19 protein-coding genes are annotated in these 18,457 nt (G+C 69.4%); 14 read left to right on the plus strand and 5 right to left on the minus strand.

The features are described 5' to 3' along the window. Positions 1–4: 4 nt before the first annotated feature. The gene (locus OG852_RS29670) at positions 5–709 is read left to right on the plus strand and encodes an RDD family protein (RefSeq protein ID WP_133915004.1); all 705 of its coding nucleotides are present in this window, start codon (positions 5–7) and stop codon (positions 707–709) included. A 64-nt stretch (positions 710–773) separates the two neighbouring features. Here OG852_RS29670 and OG852_RS29675 read toward each other — a convergent pair whose 3' ends face one another. Then, positions 774–1,070: a hypothetical protein gene (locus tag OG852_RS29675; RefSeq protein WP_330349483.1), complete on the minus strand. Its 297-nt coding sequence runs from the start codon at positions 1,068–1,070 to the stop codon at positions 774–776. 377 nt (positions 1,071–1,447) lie between these two features. Here OG852_RS29675 and OG852_RS29680 point away from each other — a divergent pair, with 377 nt between their 5' ends. Beyond that, positions 1,448–3,799: an immune inhibitor A domain-containing protein gene (locus tag OG852_RS29680; protein WP_330349484.1), complete on the plus strand. Its 2,352-nt coding sequence runs from the start codon at positions 1,448–1,450 to the stop codon at positions 3,797–3,799. A 133-nt stretch (positions 3,800–3,932) separates the two neighbouring features. Then, the gene (locus OG852_RS29685; RefSeq protein ID WP_133915007.1) at positions 3,933–4,271 is read left to right on the plus strand and encodes a hypothetical protein; all 339 of its coding nucleotides are present in this window, start codon (positions 3,933–3,935) and stop codon (positions 4,269–4,271) included. 263 nt (positions 4,272–4,534) lie between these two features. Here OG852_RS29685 and OG852_RS29690 read toward each other — a convergent pair whose 3' ends face one another. Then, on the minus strand, positions 4,535–5,122 hold the full coding sequence (locus OG852_RS29690; protein WP_133915008.1) for an isochorismatase family protein: 588 nt from the start codon (positions 5,120–5,122) through the stop codon (positions 4,535–4,537). Between the two features lie 134 nt (positions 5,123–5,256). Continuing rightward, positions 5,257–6,594: a nicotinate phosphoribosyltransferase gene (locus OG852_RS29695; RefSeq protein ID WP_133915009.1), complete on the minus strand. Its 1,338-nt coding sequence runs from the start codon at positions 6,592–6,594 to the stop codon at positions 5,257–5,259. Between the two features lie 58 nt (positions 6,595–6,652). On the opposite strand from OG852_RS29695, the gene clpS reads away from it, so the two are divergent. The 10 genes from clpS (at position 6,653) to OG852_RS29745 (ending at position 15,341) form a co-directional block, all read left to right on the plus strand. Further along, positions 6,653–6,970 carry an ATP-dependent Clp protease adapter ClpS gene (gene clpS, locus OG852_RS29700; RefSeq protein ID WP_327320744.1) on the plus strand — a complete coding sequence of 106 codons (318 nt, stop codon included), beginning with the start codon at positions 6,653–6,655 and terminating at the stop codon, positions 6,968–6,970. Positions 6,971–6,981: 11 nt separating this feature from the next. Next, positions 6,982–7,590 carry a DUF2017 domain-containing protein gene (locus tag OG852_RS29705; protein WP_133915011.1) on the plus strand — a complete coding sequence of 203 codons (609 nt, stop codon included), beginning with the start codon at positions 6,982–6,984 and terminating at the stop codon, positions 7,588–7,590. A 350-nt stretch (positions 7,591–7,940) separates the two neighbouring features. Further along, on the plus strand, positions 7,941–9,380 hold the full coding sequence (locus OG852_RS29710) for an amino acid permease (RefSeq protein ID WP_330349485.1): 1,440 nt from the start codon (positions 7,941–7,943) through the stop codon (positions 9,378–9,380). Positions 9,381–9,514: 134 nt separating this feature from the next. Continuing rightward, the gene (locus OG852_RS29715) at positions 9,515–9,937 is read left to right on the plus strand and encodes a Mov34/MPN/PAD-1 family protein (protein ID WP_133915013.1); all 423 of its coding nucleotides are present in this window, start codon (positions 9,515–9,517) and stop codon (positions 9,935–9,937) included. A 132-nt stretch (positions 9,938–10,069) separates the two neighbouring features. Beyond that, positions 10,070–10,165: a putative leader peptide gene (locus tag OG852_RS29720; protein ID WP_020132206.1), complete on the plus strand. Its 96-nt coding sequence runs from the start codon at positions 10,070–10,072 to the stop codon at positions 10,163–10,165. A gap of 99 nt (positions 10,166–10,264) precedes the next feature. Further along, positions 10,265–10,543 carry a MoaD/ThiS family protein gene (locus tag OG852_RS29725; RefSeq protein ID WP_046732596.1) on the plus strand — a complete coding sequence of 93 codons (279 nt, stop codon included), beginning with the start codon at positions 10,265–10,267 and terminating at the stop codon, positions 10,541–10,543. A 15-nt stretch (positions 10,544–10,558) separates the two neighbouring features. After that, a complete protein-coding gene (locus OG852_RS29730; protein WP_133915015.1) occupies positions 10,559–11,509 on the plus strand; it encodes a PLP-dependent cysteine synthase family protein in 951 nt (316 codons plus the stop codon). A 232-nt stretch (positions 11,510–11,741) separates the two neighbouring features. Beyond that, a complete protein-coding gene (locus OG852_RS29735; RefSeq protein WP_443064578.1) occupies positions 11,742–13,787 on the plus strand; it encodes a putative Ig domain-containing protein in 2,046 nt (681 codons plus the stop codon). An 81-nt stretch (positions 13,788–13,868) separates the two neighbouring features. Next, positions 13,869–14,339 (plus strand): hypothetical protein, encoded by a 471-nt coding sequence (locus OG852_RS29740; RefSeq protein ID WP_133915017.1) that lies wholly within the window; start codon positions 13,869–13,871, stop codon positions 14,337–14,339. A 249-nt stretch (positions 14,340–14,588) separates the two neighbouring features. Next, complete coding sequence (locus OG852_RS29745; protein ID WP_133915018.1) at positions 14,589–15,341, plus strand: MBL fold metallo-hydrolase; 753 nt, start codon at positions 14,589–14,591, stop codon at positions 15,339–15,341. A 98-nt stretch (positions 15,342–15,439) separates the two neighbouring features. On the opposite strand, the gene OG852_RS29750 is transcribed toward OG852_RS29745, so the two are convergent. Together OG852_RS29750 and OG852_RS29755 are read right to left on the minus strand one after the other, a co-directional pair. After that, positions 15,440–16,690, minus strand: a complete 1,251-nt coding sequence (locus OG852_RS29750; RefSeq protein WP_133915019.1) for a PTS transporter subunit EIIC — start codon at positions 16,688–16,690, stop codon at positions 15,440–15,442. A gap of 93 nt (positions 16,691–16,783) precedes the next feature. Next, positions 16,784–18,076: a PTS transporter subunit EIIC gene (locus OG852_RS29755; RefSeq protein WP_133915020.1), complete on the minus strand. Its 1,293-nt coding sequence runs from the start codon at positions 18,074–18,076 to the stop codon at positions 16,784–16,786. 127 nt (positions 18,077–18,203) lie between these two features. Between OG852_RS29755 and OG852_RS29760 the strand changes: the two genes are divergently transcribed. Continuing rightward, entirely contained in the window at positions 18,204–18,437 is a 234-nt protein-coding gene (locus tag OG852_RS29760) for a glucose PTS transporter subunit EIIB (RefSeq protein WP_133915021.1), read from the plus strand. Positions 18,438–18,457 lie beyond the last annotated feature (20 nt).

An 18,457-nucleotide genomic window follows, 5' to 3' on the forward strand; every position in this document is an offset into this window, starting at 1 on the left:
GGCCATGACCACCGAACCGCCCCCCGGCTCCGGCGGCCCTCCGGAGGACGACCCGTTTCGGAAACACCCTCCGCGGGAGCCTCCGCGGGAGCCACCACAGGAGCCGCCCGGGGAGCCCTCGCGTGAGCCCCCGCGGGGCGGATCGCCGTACGACACCCCGTACGACGGCGAACCGCCCCCGCCGTACTCGGGCGGCGGCGGCCCCTACGGCGGTCAGGGCGGTGACGCGTACGGCGGTTACCCGGCCGACCCGCTCGCCGGGATGCCCCCGCTCGCCGACAGCGGCAAGCGCACGCTCGCCCGGATCATCGACATGGTGCTGGTGTACATCGTGGTGGCGCTGCTGGTGTGGGCCTTCCGCGTCGACCAGTACACCGTCGACGCCGACAAGATCGAGTTCGGCAAGACCCTCGGGCGCGAGATCATCACGGCCGTCCTCTACGTCGCGTACGACACGATCCTGATCGCCAGGAACGGCCAGACCCTCGGCAAGAAGTGGCTCGGCATGCGCGTCGCCAACCTGGACGACGGCGCCACCCCCTCCTGGCAGTCCTCGCTGGTGCGCGCGCTGGTGCTGTGGATCCCGTTCGCGTTCTGCTGCGCCTGTGTGTGGACCGCGATCGCGGGCGGCTGGAGCTACTTCGACAAGCCGTACAAGCAGGGCCTGCACGACAAGGCGGCCAAGACGGTGGTGGTCACCCTCGGTTGACCTCGCACGAACGCGAAGGAGGGCCCGAGTCGGCGGGCTCGGGCCCTTCTTCCACACCGTCAGGTCAGGGTGCCGTCGGTTCCCGGACGGGCTCGGGAGCGGCGGCCACGGAGGCGGGTACGGGTACCGGCACCGGCTCGGGCACCGCCTGTTGCTCCGGCCGCTGCTGCGGAACGGGGGCGGGCGACGACCGCGTCACCGGCACCGTCAGGGCGACGAGCACGCCGAGCGCGAGCGCGGCGACGGAGACGACGGCGATCCCGGGTCCCGAACTCGTCTGTGACAGCAGCAGCATGGCGAGCGTCGAGAAGATGACGGTGCAGGAACCGTACGTGAGCTGTGCGACAGTCGGACGAGGCATGGCAATCGTGTCCTCGGAAGCGGGGGAGATCTCGACTCTATTCGCCTGCATGCCCGAGGGGAACGAACGGTAAGCGTGACCTAACCCACGGTGCCGATGCACAGGGGGCGCACGGAGTCATGACGTCCAGCAAGTGGACGGTCCCGCGCGCCTGTTCGAGGTGCCCCGGTGCTTCGTCACGTTACGGTCATGTGTCCGCAATGCGAACACCGGCTCTCAATAATGCACTTGATCTGTCCAAGTCAAGGTCTGTCTTTTCTCGTAAACCAGTAGTCAAATGGCGTCACTTGACTACACGCGTATAACAGCGCGCGGACCTTCCTTGACAGGGATCCCCCCTTTTCCGCGCGTACGGGCGCGTTAGGGGAGGACATCAAGTGACCAGTAGATCCTGGACGTTCAGAACGGCCGCGACGGTCGTGGCCCTCGCGGCGGCCTCCGCGACGTTCACCACGTTCGCCGTGGCCCAGGCCGCCGAGCGCGGCACGACGGGCGCGGCGGCGGTGGACCGGCGGGACCCCCAGCCGGCCAAGGCCAAGGAGCACGACTTCGACGGCCCGCTCAGCAAGACCCAGGAGGCGCAGCGCGAGGAGGCCCTGAAGCAGGTCATCTCCGGCGAGGCCACCGTCAAGGACCGCAACGGCTCCAAGGTGGTCAAGCTCGACAGCCGCAAGGGCGACAGCAAGTACGTCGAGCTCGGCCGCGAGAAGACCGACAAGATCTTCACGATCCTCGTCGAGTTCGGTGACCAGGTCGACCCCCGCTACGGCGGCACGACCGGCCCGCTGCACAACCAGATAGCCGCGCCGGACCGGGCCACGAACAACTCCACGGCCTGGCAGGCGGACTACGACCAGGCGCACTTCGAAAAGCTGTACTTCGGCACCGGCAAGAAGACCGAGTCGCTGAAGAAGTACTACGAGAAGCAGTCCTCGGGCCGCTACTCGGTCGACGGCGAGGTCACCGACTGGGTCAAGGTCCCCTACAACGAGGCTCGTTACGGCTCCAACGACGCCCCGACCGGCGCCTGGTACGCGGTCCAGGACGGCGTCAACGCCTGGGTCGCCGAGCGCGAGGCCGCCGGTGACACGGCCGCCGAGATCAAGGCGGAGCTGGCCGGGTTCGACCAGTGGGACCGCTACGACTACGACGGCGACGGCAACTTCAACGAGCCCGACGGCTACATCGACCACTTCCAGATCGTGCACGCCGGTGAGGACGAGTCCGCGGGCGGCGGCGCCCAGGGCGAGGACGCCATCTGGGCCCACCGCTGGTACGCCTTCGGCACCGACGCCGGCTCCACCGGCCCGGACACCGTCAAGCTCGGCGGCACCCAGATCGGTGACACCGGCATCTGGGTCGGCGACTACACCATCCAGCCGGAGAACGGCGGCCTGGGCGTCTTCGCCCACGAGTACGGCCACGACCTCGGTCTGCCGGACGAGTACGACACCTCCGGCGGCGGCGAGAACTCCACCGGTTTCTGGACCCTGATGTCCTCCGGCTCCTGGCTCGGCACCGGCAAGGAGTCCATCGGCGACCTGCCCGGCGACATGAACGCCTGGGACAAGCTCCAGCTCGGCTGGCTGGACTACGACGTCGCCTTCGCCGGCAAGAAGTCCACCCACAAGCTGGGCGTCGCGGAGTACAACACCAAGAACGCCCAGGCGCTCGTGGTGCAGCTCCCCGAGAAGACGGTCACCACCGAGGTCGTCACCCCCGCGCAGGGCTCCACCCAGTGGTGGAGCGGCAGCGGCGACGACCTGCGCAACACCCTGACCCGCACGGTCGACCTGACCGGCAAGACCTCCGCGTCCCTCACCCTGGACGGCTGGTGGGACATCGAGCAGGACTACGACTACCTGTACACCGAGGTCTCCACCGACGGCGGCGCCAGCTACACCCCGATCGACGGCACCCTGGCCGACGGCACCGCCATCCCGCGTGACGGCAGCGACAAGCCCGCCCTCACCGGCACGGTGGCCTCGTACCAGAAGCTGACGTTCCCGCTGAACGCCTACGCCGGCAAGCAGATCAGCCTGCGCTTCCGTTACGCCACCGACGGCGGCGTGGCCCAGAAGGGCTTCGCGGCCGACGAGATCACGGTGACCGCCGACGGCGCGACCCTGTTCTCCGACAACGCCGAGGCCGCGGACACCGCGTGGACCGCGAGCGGCTTCTCCCGCATCGGCTCGGCCATCACGGACGACTACGCCCAGTACTACATCGCCGAGAACCGCCAGTACGTGTCGTACGACAAGACCCTCAAGGTCGGCCCGTACAACTTCGGTTTCTCGACGACCCGTCCGGACTGGGTGGAGCACTACGCCTACCAGAACGGTCTGCTGATCTGGAAGTGGGACACCTCCCAGGCGGACGACAACACCAGCGCCCACCCGGGTGAGGGCCTGATCCTCCCGATCGACTCGCACCCGACCCCGCTGAAGTGGTCGAACGGCACGCTGATGCGCAACCGCGTCCAGGCCTTCGACTCCACCTTCAGCCTGTACCCGACGGACGCGATCACGCTGCACAACGCGGACGTCGCGACCAAGATCAAGTCCCGTCCGGGCGTCCCGGTCTTCGACGACGGCAAGTCGACCTACTACGACGCCACGAACCCGCTCGCGGGCGTCAAGATCGTTGACACCAACACCTCCATCAAGATCGTCAGCGAGCCCAAGGACGGCTCGACGATCACGGTGAAGGTCGGCCCGTCGAAGAAGTAACCTGAGAAACCGCAGGTCAGAAGCGTATCGGCGGCAACCCCTTGGCGGGTTGCCGCCGGTCGTGTTTAGGTGCCTCCTGTGACTCCGTTATTGACGCCGACCTCGACACCGACTCGCACGGGGGTGTGACCGCATGGCCGCAGGAGGCTTCTGCAAGCTGCCGAACGGCAGGGTCGTGGTGGCCCTGAACCTGCCCAGCCCGACCGCCGGGGACCCGGACGCAGCCGTCCGCTTCCTCGTCCACGCCCAGAACCGCGCCCGGGCCCTGACCAGGCTCCGCAACCTCGGCCTGCGCGCCGTCTACCTGCGCGGCAACGCGGCACCTCCGACCCCGGACGAGATCACGGCCGTACTCCACCACCCGGACGGCCTGATATGGCGCGTCGCGCCCGACCCCGGTCACGGTGGAGCCGCGATGGAGCTGTGGCGCCCGATCCGGTCCCTGGTGCGCCACACCGCCGGCCGGCCGTAGCTGTCGGGGAGCCCGAGCCCGTCGCTGAGCGGCTGCGGACCATGGGGGAGTGGCGGGAGGCCGTGCCGGGCCCGGAGGAGGAGCTGCTCACCCTCACCGTCGCCGAGGGGCTCGACGCGCCGTCGGCTGCCTCCCTCGACGGGCCCGTGGGGGTGTGGGCTCCCTGGGCGTCCGGCGGGGGCGGGGACGTGAAGCTGGACCAGTCGGGGAGAGTCCCGCCTTCGCAGGACAGGTCGAAACAGGCCGGACCTGACCGATCGGCGTCAGGCGACGACCGGCTTCCCCGACAGTTCCACGCCGGCCGCCCGCAGCTCCTCGATCGCCCGTTCGGTGGTCTCCTGGGCCACCCCGGCGGTCAGGTCGAGCAGGACCGTCGTACGGAAGCCCTCCCGGGCCGCGTCCAGGGCGGTGGCCCGTACGCAGTGGTCGGTCGCGATCCCGACGACGTCGACCTCGTCGATCTGCCGGGACCGCAGCCAGTCGCCCAGCTTCACGCCGTTCTCGTCGGCGCCCTCGAAGCCGCTGTACGCGGCCGCGTAGGCACCCTTGTCGAAGACGGCGTCGATGCTGCCGGAGGCGACCGCCGGGGCGAAGTTCGGGTGGAAGCCGACGCCCTCCGTGCCGGCGACGCAGTGCGCGGGCCAGGAGCGGACGTAGTCGGGGTTGTCGGCGAAGTGGCCGCCGGGCGCGATGTGGTGGTCACGGGTGGCCACGACGTGCCGGTACCCGGCGGGGGCCTGTCCGATCAGCTCGGTGATCGCGGCGGCGACGTCGGCACCCCCGGCCACCGCGAGGCTGCCCCCCTCGCAGAAGTCGTTCTGCACGTCTACGACGATCAAGGCGCGGCGCATGGTCGGTGTCCTTCGACTATCGGTGAAGTCGACATGGGGTGAAGTAAGCAAGCCTAGAGATTTTCCGCGCCCGGCAACAGGGCCCCGCTGCCCGGGGCCCCGTCACCGTCGGCGGTCCTACTGGTCCTACCGTCCTACCGGTCCTGGACGTACTCGGTCGCCAGCACCGGCTCGCCCCGGGAGAGCTGGGTGGCGGACAGGGGCAGATTGGCGCGGGCGGCCGTGTGCCGGTCCCGTACGGCGTCCAGGGGCTCGCGGCCGACCACGGCGCCGTCCTTGACCAGCTCCACCAGCAGTTGCCGGTCCGCCAGCTCGGCGGGCACCGCGCCGGTGCCCACCACCTCCGCCTCGGCGACCCCGTCCGCGTCCAGCCGCCGCGCCGCCCACTTGCGGCCGCCGATGGACGTCTTGCCGCCGGTCGACCGCTTGGCGACCGGCACCAGCGGGGCCTTCGGTTCGGCGGACTCGGCGCGCGCGACCAGCTTGTACACCATCGAGCAGGTCGGATGCCCGGACCCGGTCACGAGCTGCGTACCGACGCCGTACGCGTCCACGGGCGCCGCCGCCAGGGAGGCGATGGCGTACTCGTCGAGGTCGGAGGTGACGATGATCCGCGTGTCCGTGGCGCCCAGGGCGTCCAGCTGCTGGCGCACCCGGTGGGCGACGAGGAGCAGGTCGCCGGAGTCGATGCGGACCGCGCCCAGCTCGGGGCCGGCCACGTCGACCGCCGTCCGTACGGCCTCGGTGACGTCGTAGGTGTCGACGAGCAGGGTGGTGCCGCCGCCGAGCGAGTCCACCTGGGCGCGGAAGGCGTCCCGCTCGGTGTCGTGCAGCAGGGTGAAGGCGTGGGCGCTGGTGCCCACCGTCGGGATGCCGTAGCGGAAGCCGGCGGCCAGGTCGGAGGTCGAGGTGAAGCCGCCGACGTACGCGGCGCGGCTGGCGGCGACCGCGGCGAGCTCATGGGTGCGGCGGGCCCCCATCTCGATCAGCGGGCGGGGGCCCGCGGCCGAGGACATCCGGGAGGCGGCGGCGGCGATCGCGGAGTCGTGGTTGAGGATGGAGAGGATCACCGTCTCCAGCAGCACGCACTCGGCGAAGGAGCCCTCGACCCGCATGATCGGCGAGCCGGGGAAGTAGACCTCGCCCTCCGGATAGCCCCAGATGTCACCCGAGAAGCGGTAGGCGGCCAGCCAGTCGAGGGTCTCGTCGTCGACGATGGAGCGCTGGCGCAGGAAGCGCAGGACACCGTTGTCGAAGCGGAAGTTCTCGACGGCGTCCAGGACCCGCCCGGTGCCCGCGACGACGCCGTAGCGCCGCCCCTCGGGCAACCGCCGGGTGAAGACCTCGAACACGCTGCGCCGCTCGGCCGTGCCGGCCTTCAGGGCGGCCTGCAGCATGGTCAGCTCGTACTGGTCCGTGAAGAGCGCCGTAGAGGGAACGTCGACCGGCAGCCCAAGGTCCGCTGTGTTCATGGCAACAGATGCTACACCCCTTTGCGTCAGTGTGACGATTTAAGGCGGCCGTGGCAGCATGGGCCTTGTGACGTCACCCGCTCCCCTTGAGATCGAACGCACCGAATCGGCGGAGGAGGTCTTCGCCGTCCCCGAGCCGGACGTCCCCTGGGTCACGATCGTCCACAACGACCCGGTCAACCTGATGAGCTATGTGACGTACGTCTTCCAGACGTACTTCGGCTACTCCAAGGACAAGGCCACCAAGCTCATGCTCGACGTCCACCACAAGGGCCGGGCGGTCGTCTCCAGCGGTTCTCGCGAGGAGATGGAACGCGACGTGCAGGCCATGCACGGCTACGGACTGTGGGCCACCCTCCAGCAGGACCGGAAGTAGCCTCCTCACTGATGCCTGGACACTTCGAACCGCTCCCCGGCGGCGGCGCGGCCGTCGCGCTCGACGACGTCGAGATCTCGATCATCCGGTCGCTGGCCGTCCAGCTCCTGGAGCTGATCGGCCCCGGCCCCGCCGAGGACGCCCCCGACGACCCGCTCGCCGAGCTCTTCGCCGAGGGTCCCAGCGAGCCCCCCTCCGATCCGGTGCTCCGGCGGCTCTTCCCGGACGCCTACACCGACCCCGAGGGCACCCCGGCGCCGAAGCGGGCGGAGGAGCAGAGGGCGCACTCCGCCGAGTTCCGCCGCTACACCGAGAACGACCTCAGGGCCGGCAAGCGCGAGAACGCCCTCGCCGTGGTCCGCACGCTGGACGCGCTCGCCTCCGAGGCGGCCGGCGAGGGCGGCGCGGTGCTCGAACTGGTGCCGGCGGAGTCCCGGCAGTGGCTCGGCGCGCTCAACGACCTGCGGCTGGCGATCGGGGCCCGGCTGGAGATCGGCGACGAGGACGACGCCGACGTCCTCTACGGGCTGCCGGACGAGGACCCGCGCAAGCCGATGGTGATGGCGTACCTGTGGCTGGGCGGCCTCCAGGAGACCCTCGTCTCGACCCTTATGCCCTGAAACACCCCCCTCTCGTGTTCGCTCAGAGGACGCTCAAATCCGGATAACGATCGCGTCACCGCGACGGCCGGGAGTGTCCTCTTTGTGTCGCGTTCATCCGCTTCTTCTCGTGTCGTGCGCCACATGATCCCGAGGTGATCGCTGTTACGGCCGTGATAAATCTTCACGACCGCCCGGCGAACACCACCCGAATGTTCGTCCGGGTGCGCCACCGAGCCGACCATCGTCGGCCAGGCTCAGCGGGTTCGGGGGACTCCGAGCCCGCTCGCTCCATCATCCGGGGGGATCGAAACCCGGTCCGAGGCCGAAGAGAGGCCCGGGTCGGCATGGAGAAAGGCGCATCACACACCATGACCTCCGCTCAGGTCGACACGGAGAAGAACGGCACCGACCAGGCGCCCGAAGAGGGATACGAGCGCGGGCTCGGCAGCCGCCAGGTCCAGATGATCGCGATCGGCGGCGCCATCGGCGTCGGCCTCTTCCTGGGAGCCGGCGCCAACATCGCCAAGGCCGGTCCCAGCCTCATCCTCATGTACGCCCTCGCCGGCGCGATCGTCTTCTTCATCATGCGGGCGCTCGGCGAGCTGCTGCTGTACCGCCCGGTCTCGGGCTCCTTCGCGGAGTACTCCCGCGAGTTCCTCGGCCCGTTCTTCGGCTACTTCACCGGCTGGACGTACTGGCTGATGTGGGTCGTCACCGGCATGGCCGAGCTGACGGCTGCCGCGATCTACGTCAACTACTGGTTCCCGGCCGTCCCGCAATGGGTGACCGCCCTGGTCTTCCTGGTGATCCTCTTCGGGGTCAACCTGATCTCCGTGAAGCTCTTCGGCGAGCTGGAGTTCTGGTTCTCGATGGTCAAGGTGACCGCCCTGATCGGCATGATCGTCATCGGCCTCGGGGTGCTCACCTTCGGCTTCAGCAGCGCCGGCGACACCGCGTCCGTCGCGAACCTCTACCAGTTCGACGGCTTCTTCCCCAAGGGCATCGGCTCCTCCCTGATGACCCTGCAGGGCGTCATGTTCGCCTACCTCGCGGTCGAGCTGGTCGGTGTCACGGCGGGCGAGTCCGAGGACCCGGAGAAGACGCTCCCGAAGGCGATCAACACCCTCCCCTGGCGCATCGCGCTCTTCTACGTCGGCGCGCTCACCGTCATCCTCTGCGTGGTGAAGTGGACCGAGTTCGCCCCCGGCGTCTCGCCCTTCGTCGAGGCCTTCGCGAAGATCGGCATCCCGGCCGGCGCCGGCATCGTCAACTTCGTCGTCCTCACCGCGGCCCTGTCCTCCTGCAACTCGGGCATGTACTCCACCGGCCGCATGCTGCGCACCCTCGCCGACAGCGGTGAGGCCCCGGCCGCCTTCCGCAGGCTGTCCTCCACCAAGACCCCGGCCTTCGGCATCACGGTCTCGGTCCTCTTCATGGGCATCGGCGTCGTCCTGAACTACGTCGTCCCGGAGAAGGCCTTCGCCTACGTCACCTCCGTCGCCACCGCGGCCGGCATCTGGACCTGGCTGATGATCCTGGTCAGCCACGTCCTCTACCGCCGCGCGGTCGACGCGGGCCGGCTGCCCGCCTCCGCCTTCCCGGCACCGGGCGGCGCGAAGTTCAGCTGGGTGGCCATCGTCTTCCTGCTCTTCGTCACCTGTCTGATCGCCTACGACGCCGACTCCCGTATCTGCCTGTACGTGATGGCCGGCTGGGCCGCCGCCCTCGGCATCGGCTGGATGGTCCTCAAGGGCCGCAACCCGGAGGTCACGAGCCGCCGCGAGCCCCAGCTGGAGAAGACCGGCTGAGGCCACCCCGGGACGTCCGGCCGCACGGGGCACTCGTGGCGCCCCGCCGCGGCCGCCGCTCAGGACGTCCGGCATATGGGCCGTCCCGTACCGCACCTCGGTACGGGACGGCCCGTCTGCTTATCCTGACCACCATGCTGACCATCACCCAGGCCCTCGTCGACCAGATCGTCGCCCACGCGCGCAAGGACCACCCCGACGAGGCGTGCGGCGTCGTCGCCGGGCCGGCCGGCTCCGACCGCCCCGAGCGCTTCATCCCCATGCTGAACGCGGCCATGTCGCCCACGTTCTACGAGTTCGACTCCGGTGACCTGTTCAAGCTCTACCGCGAGATGGACGACCGCGACGAGGAGCCGGTGGTCATCTACCACTCCCACACCGCCACCGAGGCCCGCCCCTCCCGCACGGACATCTCCTACGCCAACGAGCCGGGCGCGCACTACGTCCTCGTCTCCACCCGCGACACCGACGGCCTCGGCGACTTCCAGTTCCGCTCCTTCCGCATCGTCGAGGGCGAGGTGACGGAGGAGGAGGTCCGGATCGTCGAGGGCTACTGATCGTCCTCCACCGACGCCCCTCGCTCGAAGACGTCGCACCACCACCGGACCGGTCTCACTCCCCGGCCCGATTCCGTCCATCATGTGGGATCACATTCCGGAAGCCGGGACGGGAATCGATACGATGAGCCCATGGTTTTGAACGACGTGAGCGAGAAGACGCCGGGCGCACTGCTCGTGGCGCGGCTGCACGTCGACCTGTGCAGGCTAGCCAGCGCCATCTGTTGACGCGATTCCTGCCGCCGTACGGCCGTGAGCCGCGGCCCCGTCTCATCACGCACGTCTCCCGCGCTGCCCACACCTTCCTTCCGACAGGAGCCCTGAGCCATGGCCATCGAGGTCCGCATCCCGACCATCCTCCGCCAGTACACCGACGGTCAGAAGGCGGTGGAGGGCAGCGGTGACACCCTCGCCGACCTGTTCAACGACCTCGAGACCCGGCACGCGGGCATCCACGCCCGGATCGTGGACGACGGCAAGCTGCGCCGCTTCGTCAACGTCTACCTGAACGACGAGGACGTCCGCTTCGTCGACGGCATCAACACCAAGCTGTCCGACGGCGACACCGTGACGATCCTGCCGGCCGTGGCCGGCGGCATGGCCTAGGCCGGCAGACCCGGCATGCGTTACGACTCCCCGCTGGCCGCGGTGGGCAACACCCCTCTGGTGCGCCTGCCGCGGCTGTCGCCGTCCGCCGACGTCCGTATCTGGGCCAAGCTGGAGGACCGCAACCCCACCGGCTCGGTCAAGGACCGCCCCGCCCTGCACATGGTTGAGCAGGCGGAGAAGGACGGCCGGCTCACCCCCGGCTGCACCATCCTGGAGCCGACGAGCGGCAACACCGGCATCTCCCTCGCCATGGCCGCCAGGCTCAAGGGCTACCGCATGGTGTGCGTGATGCCCGAGAACACCTCGCAGGAGCGCCGGGACCTGCTCGCCATGTGGGGCGCCGAGATCATCTCCTCGCCGGCCGCGGGCGGCTCCAACACCGCCGTGCGCGTCGCCAAGGAGCTCGCCGCCGAGCACCCCGACTGGGTGATGCTCTACCAGTACGGCAACCCGGACAACGCCGGCGCCCACTACGCGACGACCGGCCCGGAGATCCTCGCCGACCTGCCCTCCGTCACCCACTTCGTGGCGGGCCTCGGCACCACCGGCACCCTGATGGGCGTCGGCCGCTATCTGCGCGAGCACAAGCCGGACGTGAGGATCGTCGCCGCCGAGCCGCGCTACGACGACCTGGTGTACGGCCTGCGCAACCTCGACGAGGGCTTCGTACCGGAGCTGTACGACGCCTCCGTCCTCACCACCCGCTTCTCGGTCGGCTCGGCGGACGCCGTGACCCGCACCCGGGAACTCCTCCAGCAGGAGGGCATCTTCGCCGGCGTCTCCACGGGCGCCGCGCTGCACGCCGCGATCGGCGTCGGGAAGAAGGCCGTCAAGGCGGGGGAGAGCGCCGACATCGTGTTCGTCGTCGCGGACGGCGGCTGGAAGTACCTCTCGACGGGCGTCTACACGGCGGCCACCACCGAGGAGGCCATCGAGACGCTCCAGGGTCAGCTCTGGGCATAGGGCTCATCAACCACGCGCCAGCCCCCTCCTATGAGGGGGCTAAACGCTGCCTATGGGGCGGCAAAGAAGGCCCGGGGGTACTGCCGGTAACCGGTCCGGCGGGGCTACGTTCTGCCCGCAGTCCCATCCATCCCCCTGAGTGTCATGCCCATGACCGCGCCTCCCTCCGCCGCTACGCGCGTCACGTGCCTGCACCCATACGAGAACCCCACTCCCGATGGAGGCAGTACCCATGCGTGCATCACGCCTGCGAAGACTCCTGAGCGTCGCCGTCCCCGCCCTCACCCTCACCGTGGCCGGCCTCCTCGCCGCCCCCACGGCCGACGCCCAGGCGGTGGCGCACACCTCCCGCACCACCCAGAACGCCAAGGCCCTCACCGCCCCCGACCGCCAGACCTTCCACTCCACCGGCACCGCGGGCCAGAAGGTCCCCACCACCCACCTCTGCGGCGACCCCGCCCCCGGCCACGCCGCCTGCTTCGCCCAGCGCCGCACCGACATCAAGCAGCGCCTCGCCACCGCGCTCGCCGCCGCGGCCGCCGCCCCCTCCGGTCTCAGCCCCGCCAACCTGCACAGCGCCTACAACCTGCCCTCCACCGGCGGCTCCGGACTGACCGTCGCCGTCGTCGACGCCTACAACGACCCCAACGCCGAGTCCGACCTCGCCACCTACCGCTCCACCTACGGCCTGTCCGCCTGCACCAAGGCCAACGGCTGCTTCAAGCAGGTCAGCCAGACCGGCTCCACCACCTCGCTGCCCACCAACGACAGCGGCTGGGCCGGCGAGGAGGCGCTCGACATCGACATGGTCAGCGCCGTCTGCCCCAACTGCAACATCACCCTCGTCGAGGCGAACTCCGCCACCGACGCCGACCTCGGCACCGCCGAGAACGAGGCCGTCGCCCTCGGCGCCAAGTTCGTCTCCAACAGCTGGGGCGGCGACGAGTCCTCCTCCCAGACCAGCGAGGACACCTCCTACTTCAAGCACCCCGGCGTCGCCATCACGGTCAGCGCGGGCGACTCCGGCTACGGCGCCGAGTACCCGGCCACCTCCCAGTACGTCACCGCCGTCGGCGGCACCGCCCTGACGACGTCCTCCGGCTCGCGCGGCTGGACCGAGTCCGTGTGGAAGACCTCCAGCACCGAGGGCACCGGCTCCGGCTGCTCCTCGTACGACGCCAAGCCGAGCTGGCAGACCGACACCGGCTGCTCCAAGCGCATGGAGGCGGACGTCTCCGCCGTCGCCGACCCCGCCACCGGCGTCGCGGTCTACGACACCTACGGCGGCTCCGGCTGGGCGGTCTACGGCGGCACCAGCGCCTCCGCCCCGATCATCGCCGGTGTCTACGCCCTCGCCGGCACCCCGGGCTCCAGTGACTACCCGGCGAAGTACCCCTACTCCCACACCGGCAACATGTACGACGTCACCAGCGGCAGCAACGGCTCCTGCTCCACCTCGTACTTCTGCACCGCCACCACCGGCTACGACGGCCCGACCGGCTGGGGCACCCCCAACGGCACCACCGCCTTCACCTCCGGCACCAGCACCGGCAACACGGTGACCGTCACCAACCCCGGCAGCCAGTCCACCACCACCGGAAGCTCCGTCAGCCTCCAGATCGGCGCCGCCGACAGCGCGGGCGCCACCCTCACCTACAGCGCGTCAGGTCTGCCGACCGGCCTGTCCATCGCGAGCTCCACCGGCAAGATCTCCGGCACGGCGTCCACCGCCGGGACGTACCAGGTCACCGTGACGGCGACCGACAGCACGGGCGCCACCGGCTCCACCTCCTTCACCTGGACCGTCGGTTCCTCGAGCGGCACCTGCGCCTCCGCCCAACTGCTCGGCAACCCCGGCTTCGAGTCGGGCAACACGACCTGGACCGCGTCGAGCGGCGTGATCACCAACTCCAGCGGCGAGTCCGCGCACGCCGGCTCCTTTTACGCCTGGCTCGACGGCTACGGCTCCTCGCACACCGACACCCTCTCCCAGTCGGTGACCGTCCCGAGCGGCTGCAAGGCCGCCTTCACCTTCTACCTGCACATCGACACCGCCGAGACCTCCACCGGCACGGCGTACGACAAGCTGACCGTCACGGCGGGCTCGACCACCCTGGCCACCTACTCCAACCTCAACGCCGCCACCGGCTACACCCAGAAGTCCCTCGACCTGTCCTCCTACGCGGGCTCCACGGTCACGCTGAAGTTCAGCGGCGTCGAGGACTCCAGCCTCCAGACGAGCTTCGTCCTCGACGACACCGCCGTCACCACCGGCTGAGCCGGTCCCGACATCACCCGTACGTCCGGCACGGATCCGGACGTACGGGTGGTACGTCGAAGGGGGAGAAAGGAGGCCCCCATGCGCCGTACGACCCGCACCACCGCCCTCGCCCTCACGGTGCTCATCCTCGCCTTCGCCGGATGCGGCACCGACAGCGACGGCGCCGCGGCGCCCCCGCGTTCCTCGGCGCCCCCGCCCAGCTCGCCGGCCGCCACCGACGAGGACTGCGCGGCCCCGCCCGCCGAGCTCACCACCGCCGACGACGGCCGCACCTTCTGCGTGACCGTCGGCGGACAGCTCCGGCTGAACCTCGACGGCACGAAGGAACGCCCCTGGTCGGCCGTCGCCGTCAAGGGCGACGACGTGCTGAAGGCCACCAACGCGGGCATCGTCGTCCTGCCCGGCGACGCCCTCGCCGCCTACGACGCGGCCGCGGCCGGCACGGCCCGCCTCAGCGCCACCCGCCCCCTGTGCGCCACGCCCTCCGGACCGAGCCAGGTCTCCTGCAAGGGCATCCAGGAATGGACCGTCACCGTCCGGGTGAGGTGACCGCCGGCCACCCCGACGTGTCCGGGGGACGACGTTACCGGCGCGCGCACGACATTGCGCGCCCTCGGTCGCGCCCCGCACACCCCTGGTCCAGCCGAACCGGTGACAGCACAGGTGAGTTCGCCCACAACAGCCCCTGGTGGAGGAGCGACCCGAGGTTTCGCGCCTTACGCTCGACAAACCGCACGACCCCCGTCGCCCCGTATCCCTCGAATCTCTTCATATCCCGCCAGCGGAGGTTTCTGCTTTATGAAGCTCACCGTCGTCGGCTGCTCGGGGTCGTTCCCGTCCGCGGAATCGGCCTGCTCGAGCTACCTCGTCGAGGCCGACGGCTACAGGCTGCTTCTCGACATGGGCAACGGCGCCCTCGGCGAGCTGCAGCGCCACTGCGGTCTCTACGACCTCGACGCGATCTTCCTGAGCCATCTGCACGCCGACCACTGCATCGACATGTGCGCCTATTTCGTCGCGCGCTACTACCGCCACGACGGCGGGCGCTGCGACCCCATCCCGGTCTACGGCCCCGAAGGCACCGAACACCGCCTGACCACGGCCTACGCCGACACCCCCTCCGCCTCCTCGATGAGCGAGGTCTTCGACTTCCACACGGTCAAACCGTCCACCTTCGACATCGGCCCGTTCACCGTGCACACCGAACGCGTGGCCCACCCCGTCGAGGCGTACGGCATCCGTGTCGAACACGGCGGGAAGTCCCTGACGTACTCCGGCGACACGGGCGCGACCCCGGTCCTGGTGGACCTCGCCCGCGACACCGACCTCTTCCTGTGCGAGGCCGCCTTCACGCACGGCAAGGAGAACATCCCCGACCTCCACCTCAACGGCCGTGAGGCCGGCGAGATCGCGGCCCGGGCCGGCGCGCGGAAGCTCGTGCTGACCCACATTCCGCCGTGGACCGACCCCCGGGTCAACCTCGCCGACGCCCGCGCGGTCTACGACGGCCCGGTGGACCTGGCGGCGCCGAGGGTGTCGTACGAGATCTAGACCGGTACCGGCACCGAGGCCGTACGAGGTTCAGGCGCACGGCATGCGCGAAGGCCCCGGAGCACACTGCTCCGGGGCCTTCCTCGTGCGCGGCGGGGCTATGCCTTCGTGATGTCCTCGATCTCCTCCTCGGGCTCGCGGCCCGGGGTGGGGAGGTTGAACTTGGTGATCGCGAAGCGGAACACGAAGTAGTAGATCGCGCCGAAGACCAGACCGATCGGGATGATCAGCCACGGCTTGGTGGCCAGGTTCCAGTTCAGGGCGTAGTCGATGAAGCCCGCCGAGAAGGTGAAGCCGGTGTGCACGCCGAGCGCCCAGGTGACCGCCATCGACAGGGCGGTGAGCACCGCGTGGATGGCGTACAGCAGCGGGGCGATGAACATGAACGAGAACTCGATCGGCTCGGTCACGCCGGTCACGAACGAGGTCAGCGCGACCGAGATCATCATGCCCAGCACGGCCTTGCGGCGCTCCGGACGGGCGGTGTGGGCGATGGCGAGCGCGGCGGCCGGCAGACCGAACATCATGATCGGGAAGAAGCCCGACATGAACTGGCCGGCGGTCGGGTCCCCGGCGAAGAAGCGGGTGAGGTCGCCGTGGACGATGTCGCCGGAGGCCTCCTTGAAGTCACCGAGCTGGAACCAGGCGACCGAGTTCACGAACTGGTGCATGCCGACCGGGATCAGCGCGCGGTTGATCAGGCCGAACAGCGCGGCACCGAAGGCACCGAGACCGGTGATCCACTCGCCGACGTCCGAGATGCCCTCGCCGATCGGCTTCCAGACCAGGCCGAAGAAGACACCCATGAGCGTGCCGACGAACGCCATGATGATCGGCACCAGTCGGCGGCCGTTGAAGAAGCCGAGCCAGTCGACCAGCTTCTTGCGGTGGTACCGCTGCCACAGCACGGCCGACAGCAGACCCATCAGGATGCCGCCGAGGACACCCGGGTTGTTGTAGGTCGCGGCTATGTCGGCGCCCGCCTGGACCTTCGCCTCGGTGACCGGGAACGCCTTCAGCACATTGCTGTAGACCAGGAAGCCCACCAGCGCGGCGAGGGCCGTCGAGCCGTCCGCCTTCTTGGCGAAACCGATGGCGACGCCGATGCAGAACAGCATCGGGAGGTTGTCGAAGATGGCGCCGCCGGCCGTGCCGAACACCGCCGTGACCTTGTCGGGCAGGTGGAGCTTGTCTTGCACGTCCGTCTGGCCGAGGCGGAGCAGGATGCCCGCCGCCGGGAGCACGGCGATGGGGAGCTGAAGGCTGCGGCCGACCTTCTGAAGGCCCTGGAGCAGGCCGGATCCCCGCTTCTTCGCGGGAGCCGCCGATGGCGCGGTGGCGGTGGTCATGGTTCCTCCATCTGGGTGATGGTCTACACCACTCAGTGGTGTAGACCATGTTGTAGCAGATGAAGAAGGGATAAGGAACCCGCTGCGCGCGGGCTATGCCTTCGTGACGTCTTCGTGCTCTTCCTCACGCTCCCGGCCCGGCGTTTTCAGGTCGAACCGGGTGATCGCGAACCGGAAGACCCCGTAGTAGAGCGCCGCGAAGCACAGCCCGATCGGGATGATCGCCCACGGCCTGGTCGCCAGATTCCAGTTGATGACGTAGTCGATCAGCCCGGCCGAGAAGCTGAACCCGTCGTGCACCCCGAGCCCCCACGTCACCGCCATCGACGCCCCCGTCAGCAGCGCGTGCACCGCGTACAGCAACGGCGCGACGAACAGGAACGAGTACTCGATCGGCTCGGTGATCCCCGTGACGAACGAGGTCAGCGCGACCGACAGCATCAGCCCCCCGACCTCCTTGCGGCGCTCCGGACGGGCCGTGTGCGTGATGGCGAGCGCGGCGGCCGGCAGCGCGAACATCATGATCGGGAAGAACCCCGAGGTGAACTGACCGGCGTCCGGATCCCCCGCCAGGAACATGTTGATGTCACCGTGCACCACCGTCCCGTCCGGCTTGGTGTAACTGCCGAACTGGAACCAGATGGGCACGTTCAGGAACTGGTGCAGCCCGATCACCAGCAGCGCCCGGTTCGCGACCCCGAACACCCCCGCGCCCCACGAACCCAGCCCGTCCAGCCAGTCGCTGAAGCTCTCCAGCCCGTCACCGATCGGCGGCCACACCCACAGACACAGCGCCGCGAACGCGATGGCCACGAACGACATGATGATCGGCACCAGCCGCCGGCCGTTGAAGAACCCCAGCCAGTCCACCAGCTTCGTCCGGTGGTACCGCTGCCAGAAGAACGCCGACAGCAGCCCCATCACGATCCCGCCGAACACCCCCGGATTCTCGTACGTGAACGCCACCACGGTCTGGTCCACGGTCGCCTGGCAGCCGATGTTCGCAATCGCCTTCGACCCGCTCGGACAGTCCTCCGGGAACTGCCGCAGCACGTTGTAGTAGACGAGGAACCCCGCCACCGCCGCCAGCGCCGTCGACCCGTCCGCCTTCCGCGCCATCCCGATGGCCACCCCCACACAGAACAGCAGCGGCAGCCCCAGCTCCGGGTTGAGCAGGGCCCCGCCCGCCCCCGCCATCACCTTCGAGACGTCCGTCCACCCGAGCCCGTCCGCCCCGAACACATCAGGCTGCCCCAGCCGGTTGAGGATGCCCGCCGCCGGCAGCACCGCGATCGGCAACTGCAGACTGCGCCCCATCTTCTGCAGCCCCTGGAACACGCGCTGCCGTCGTTCCCGGGCGACGCTCACCTCATTGTCGGAACTCATGGGTTGGCGACCGCCTGTCATGTGGTGTAGACCAGTTACCGACGATTGGGTTGCTGTGACGTCATCCTTCGGTACGCACGACACAATCGCTCGCGAAGCTGGGCCAACTGTGCGTGAGGAGACCGACATGGCCACCAAGGCAGAGAAGATCGTCGCCGGACTCGGCGGCATCGACAACATCGAGGAGATCGAGGGCTGCATCACCCGTCTCCGCACCGAGGTCTCGGACGCCTCACTGGTCGACGACGCCGCCCTCAAGGCCGCCGGCGCCCACGGCGTCGTCAAGATGGGCACCGCCATCCAGGTCGTCATCGGCACCGACGCCGACCCGATCGCCGCGGAGATCGAAGACATGATGTGACCGCCCCGCGTCACCTGTAA

This window comes from Streptomyces sp. NBC_00582, from assembly GCF_036345155.1.
GTDB lineage: Bacteria > Actinomycetota > Actinomycetes > Streptomycetales > Streptomycetaceae > Streptomyces.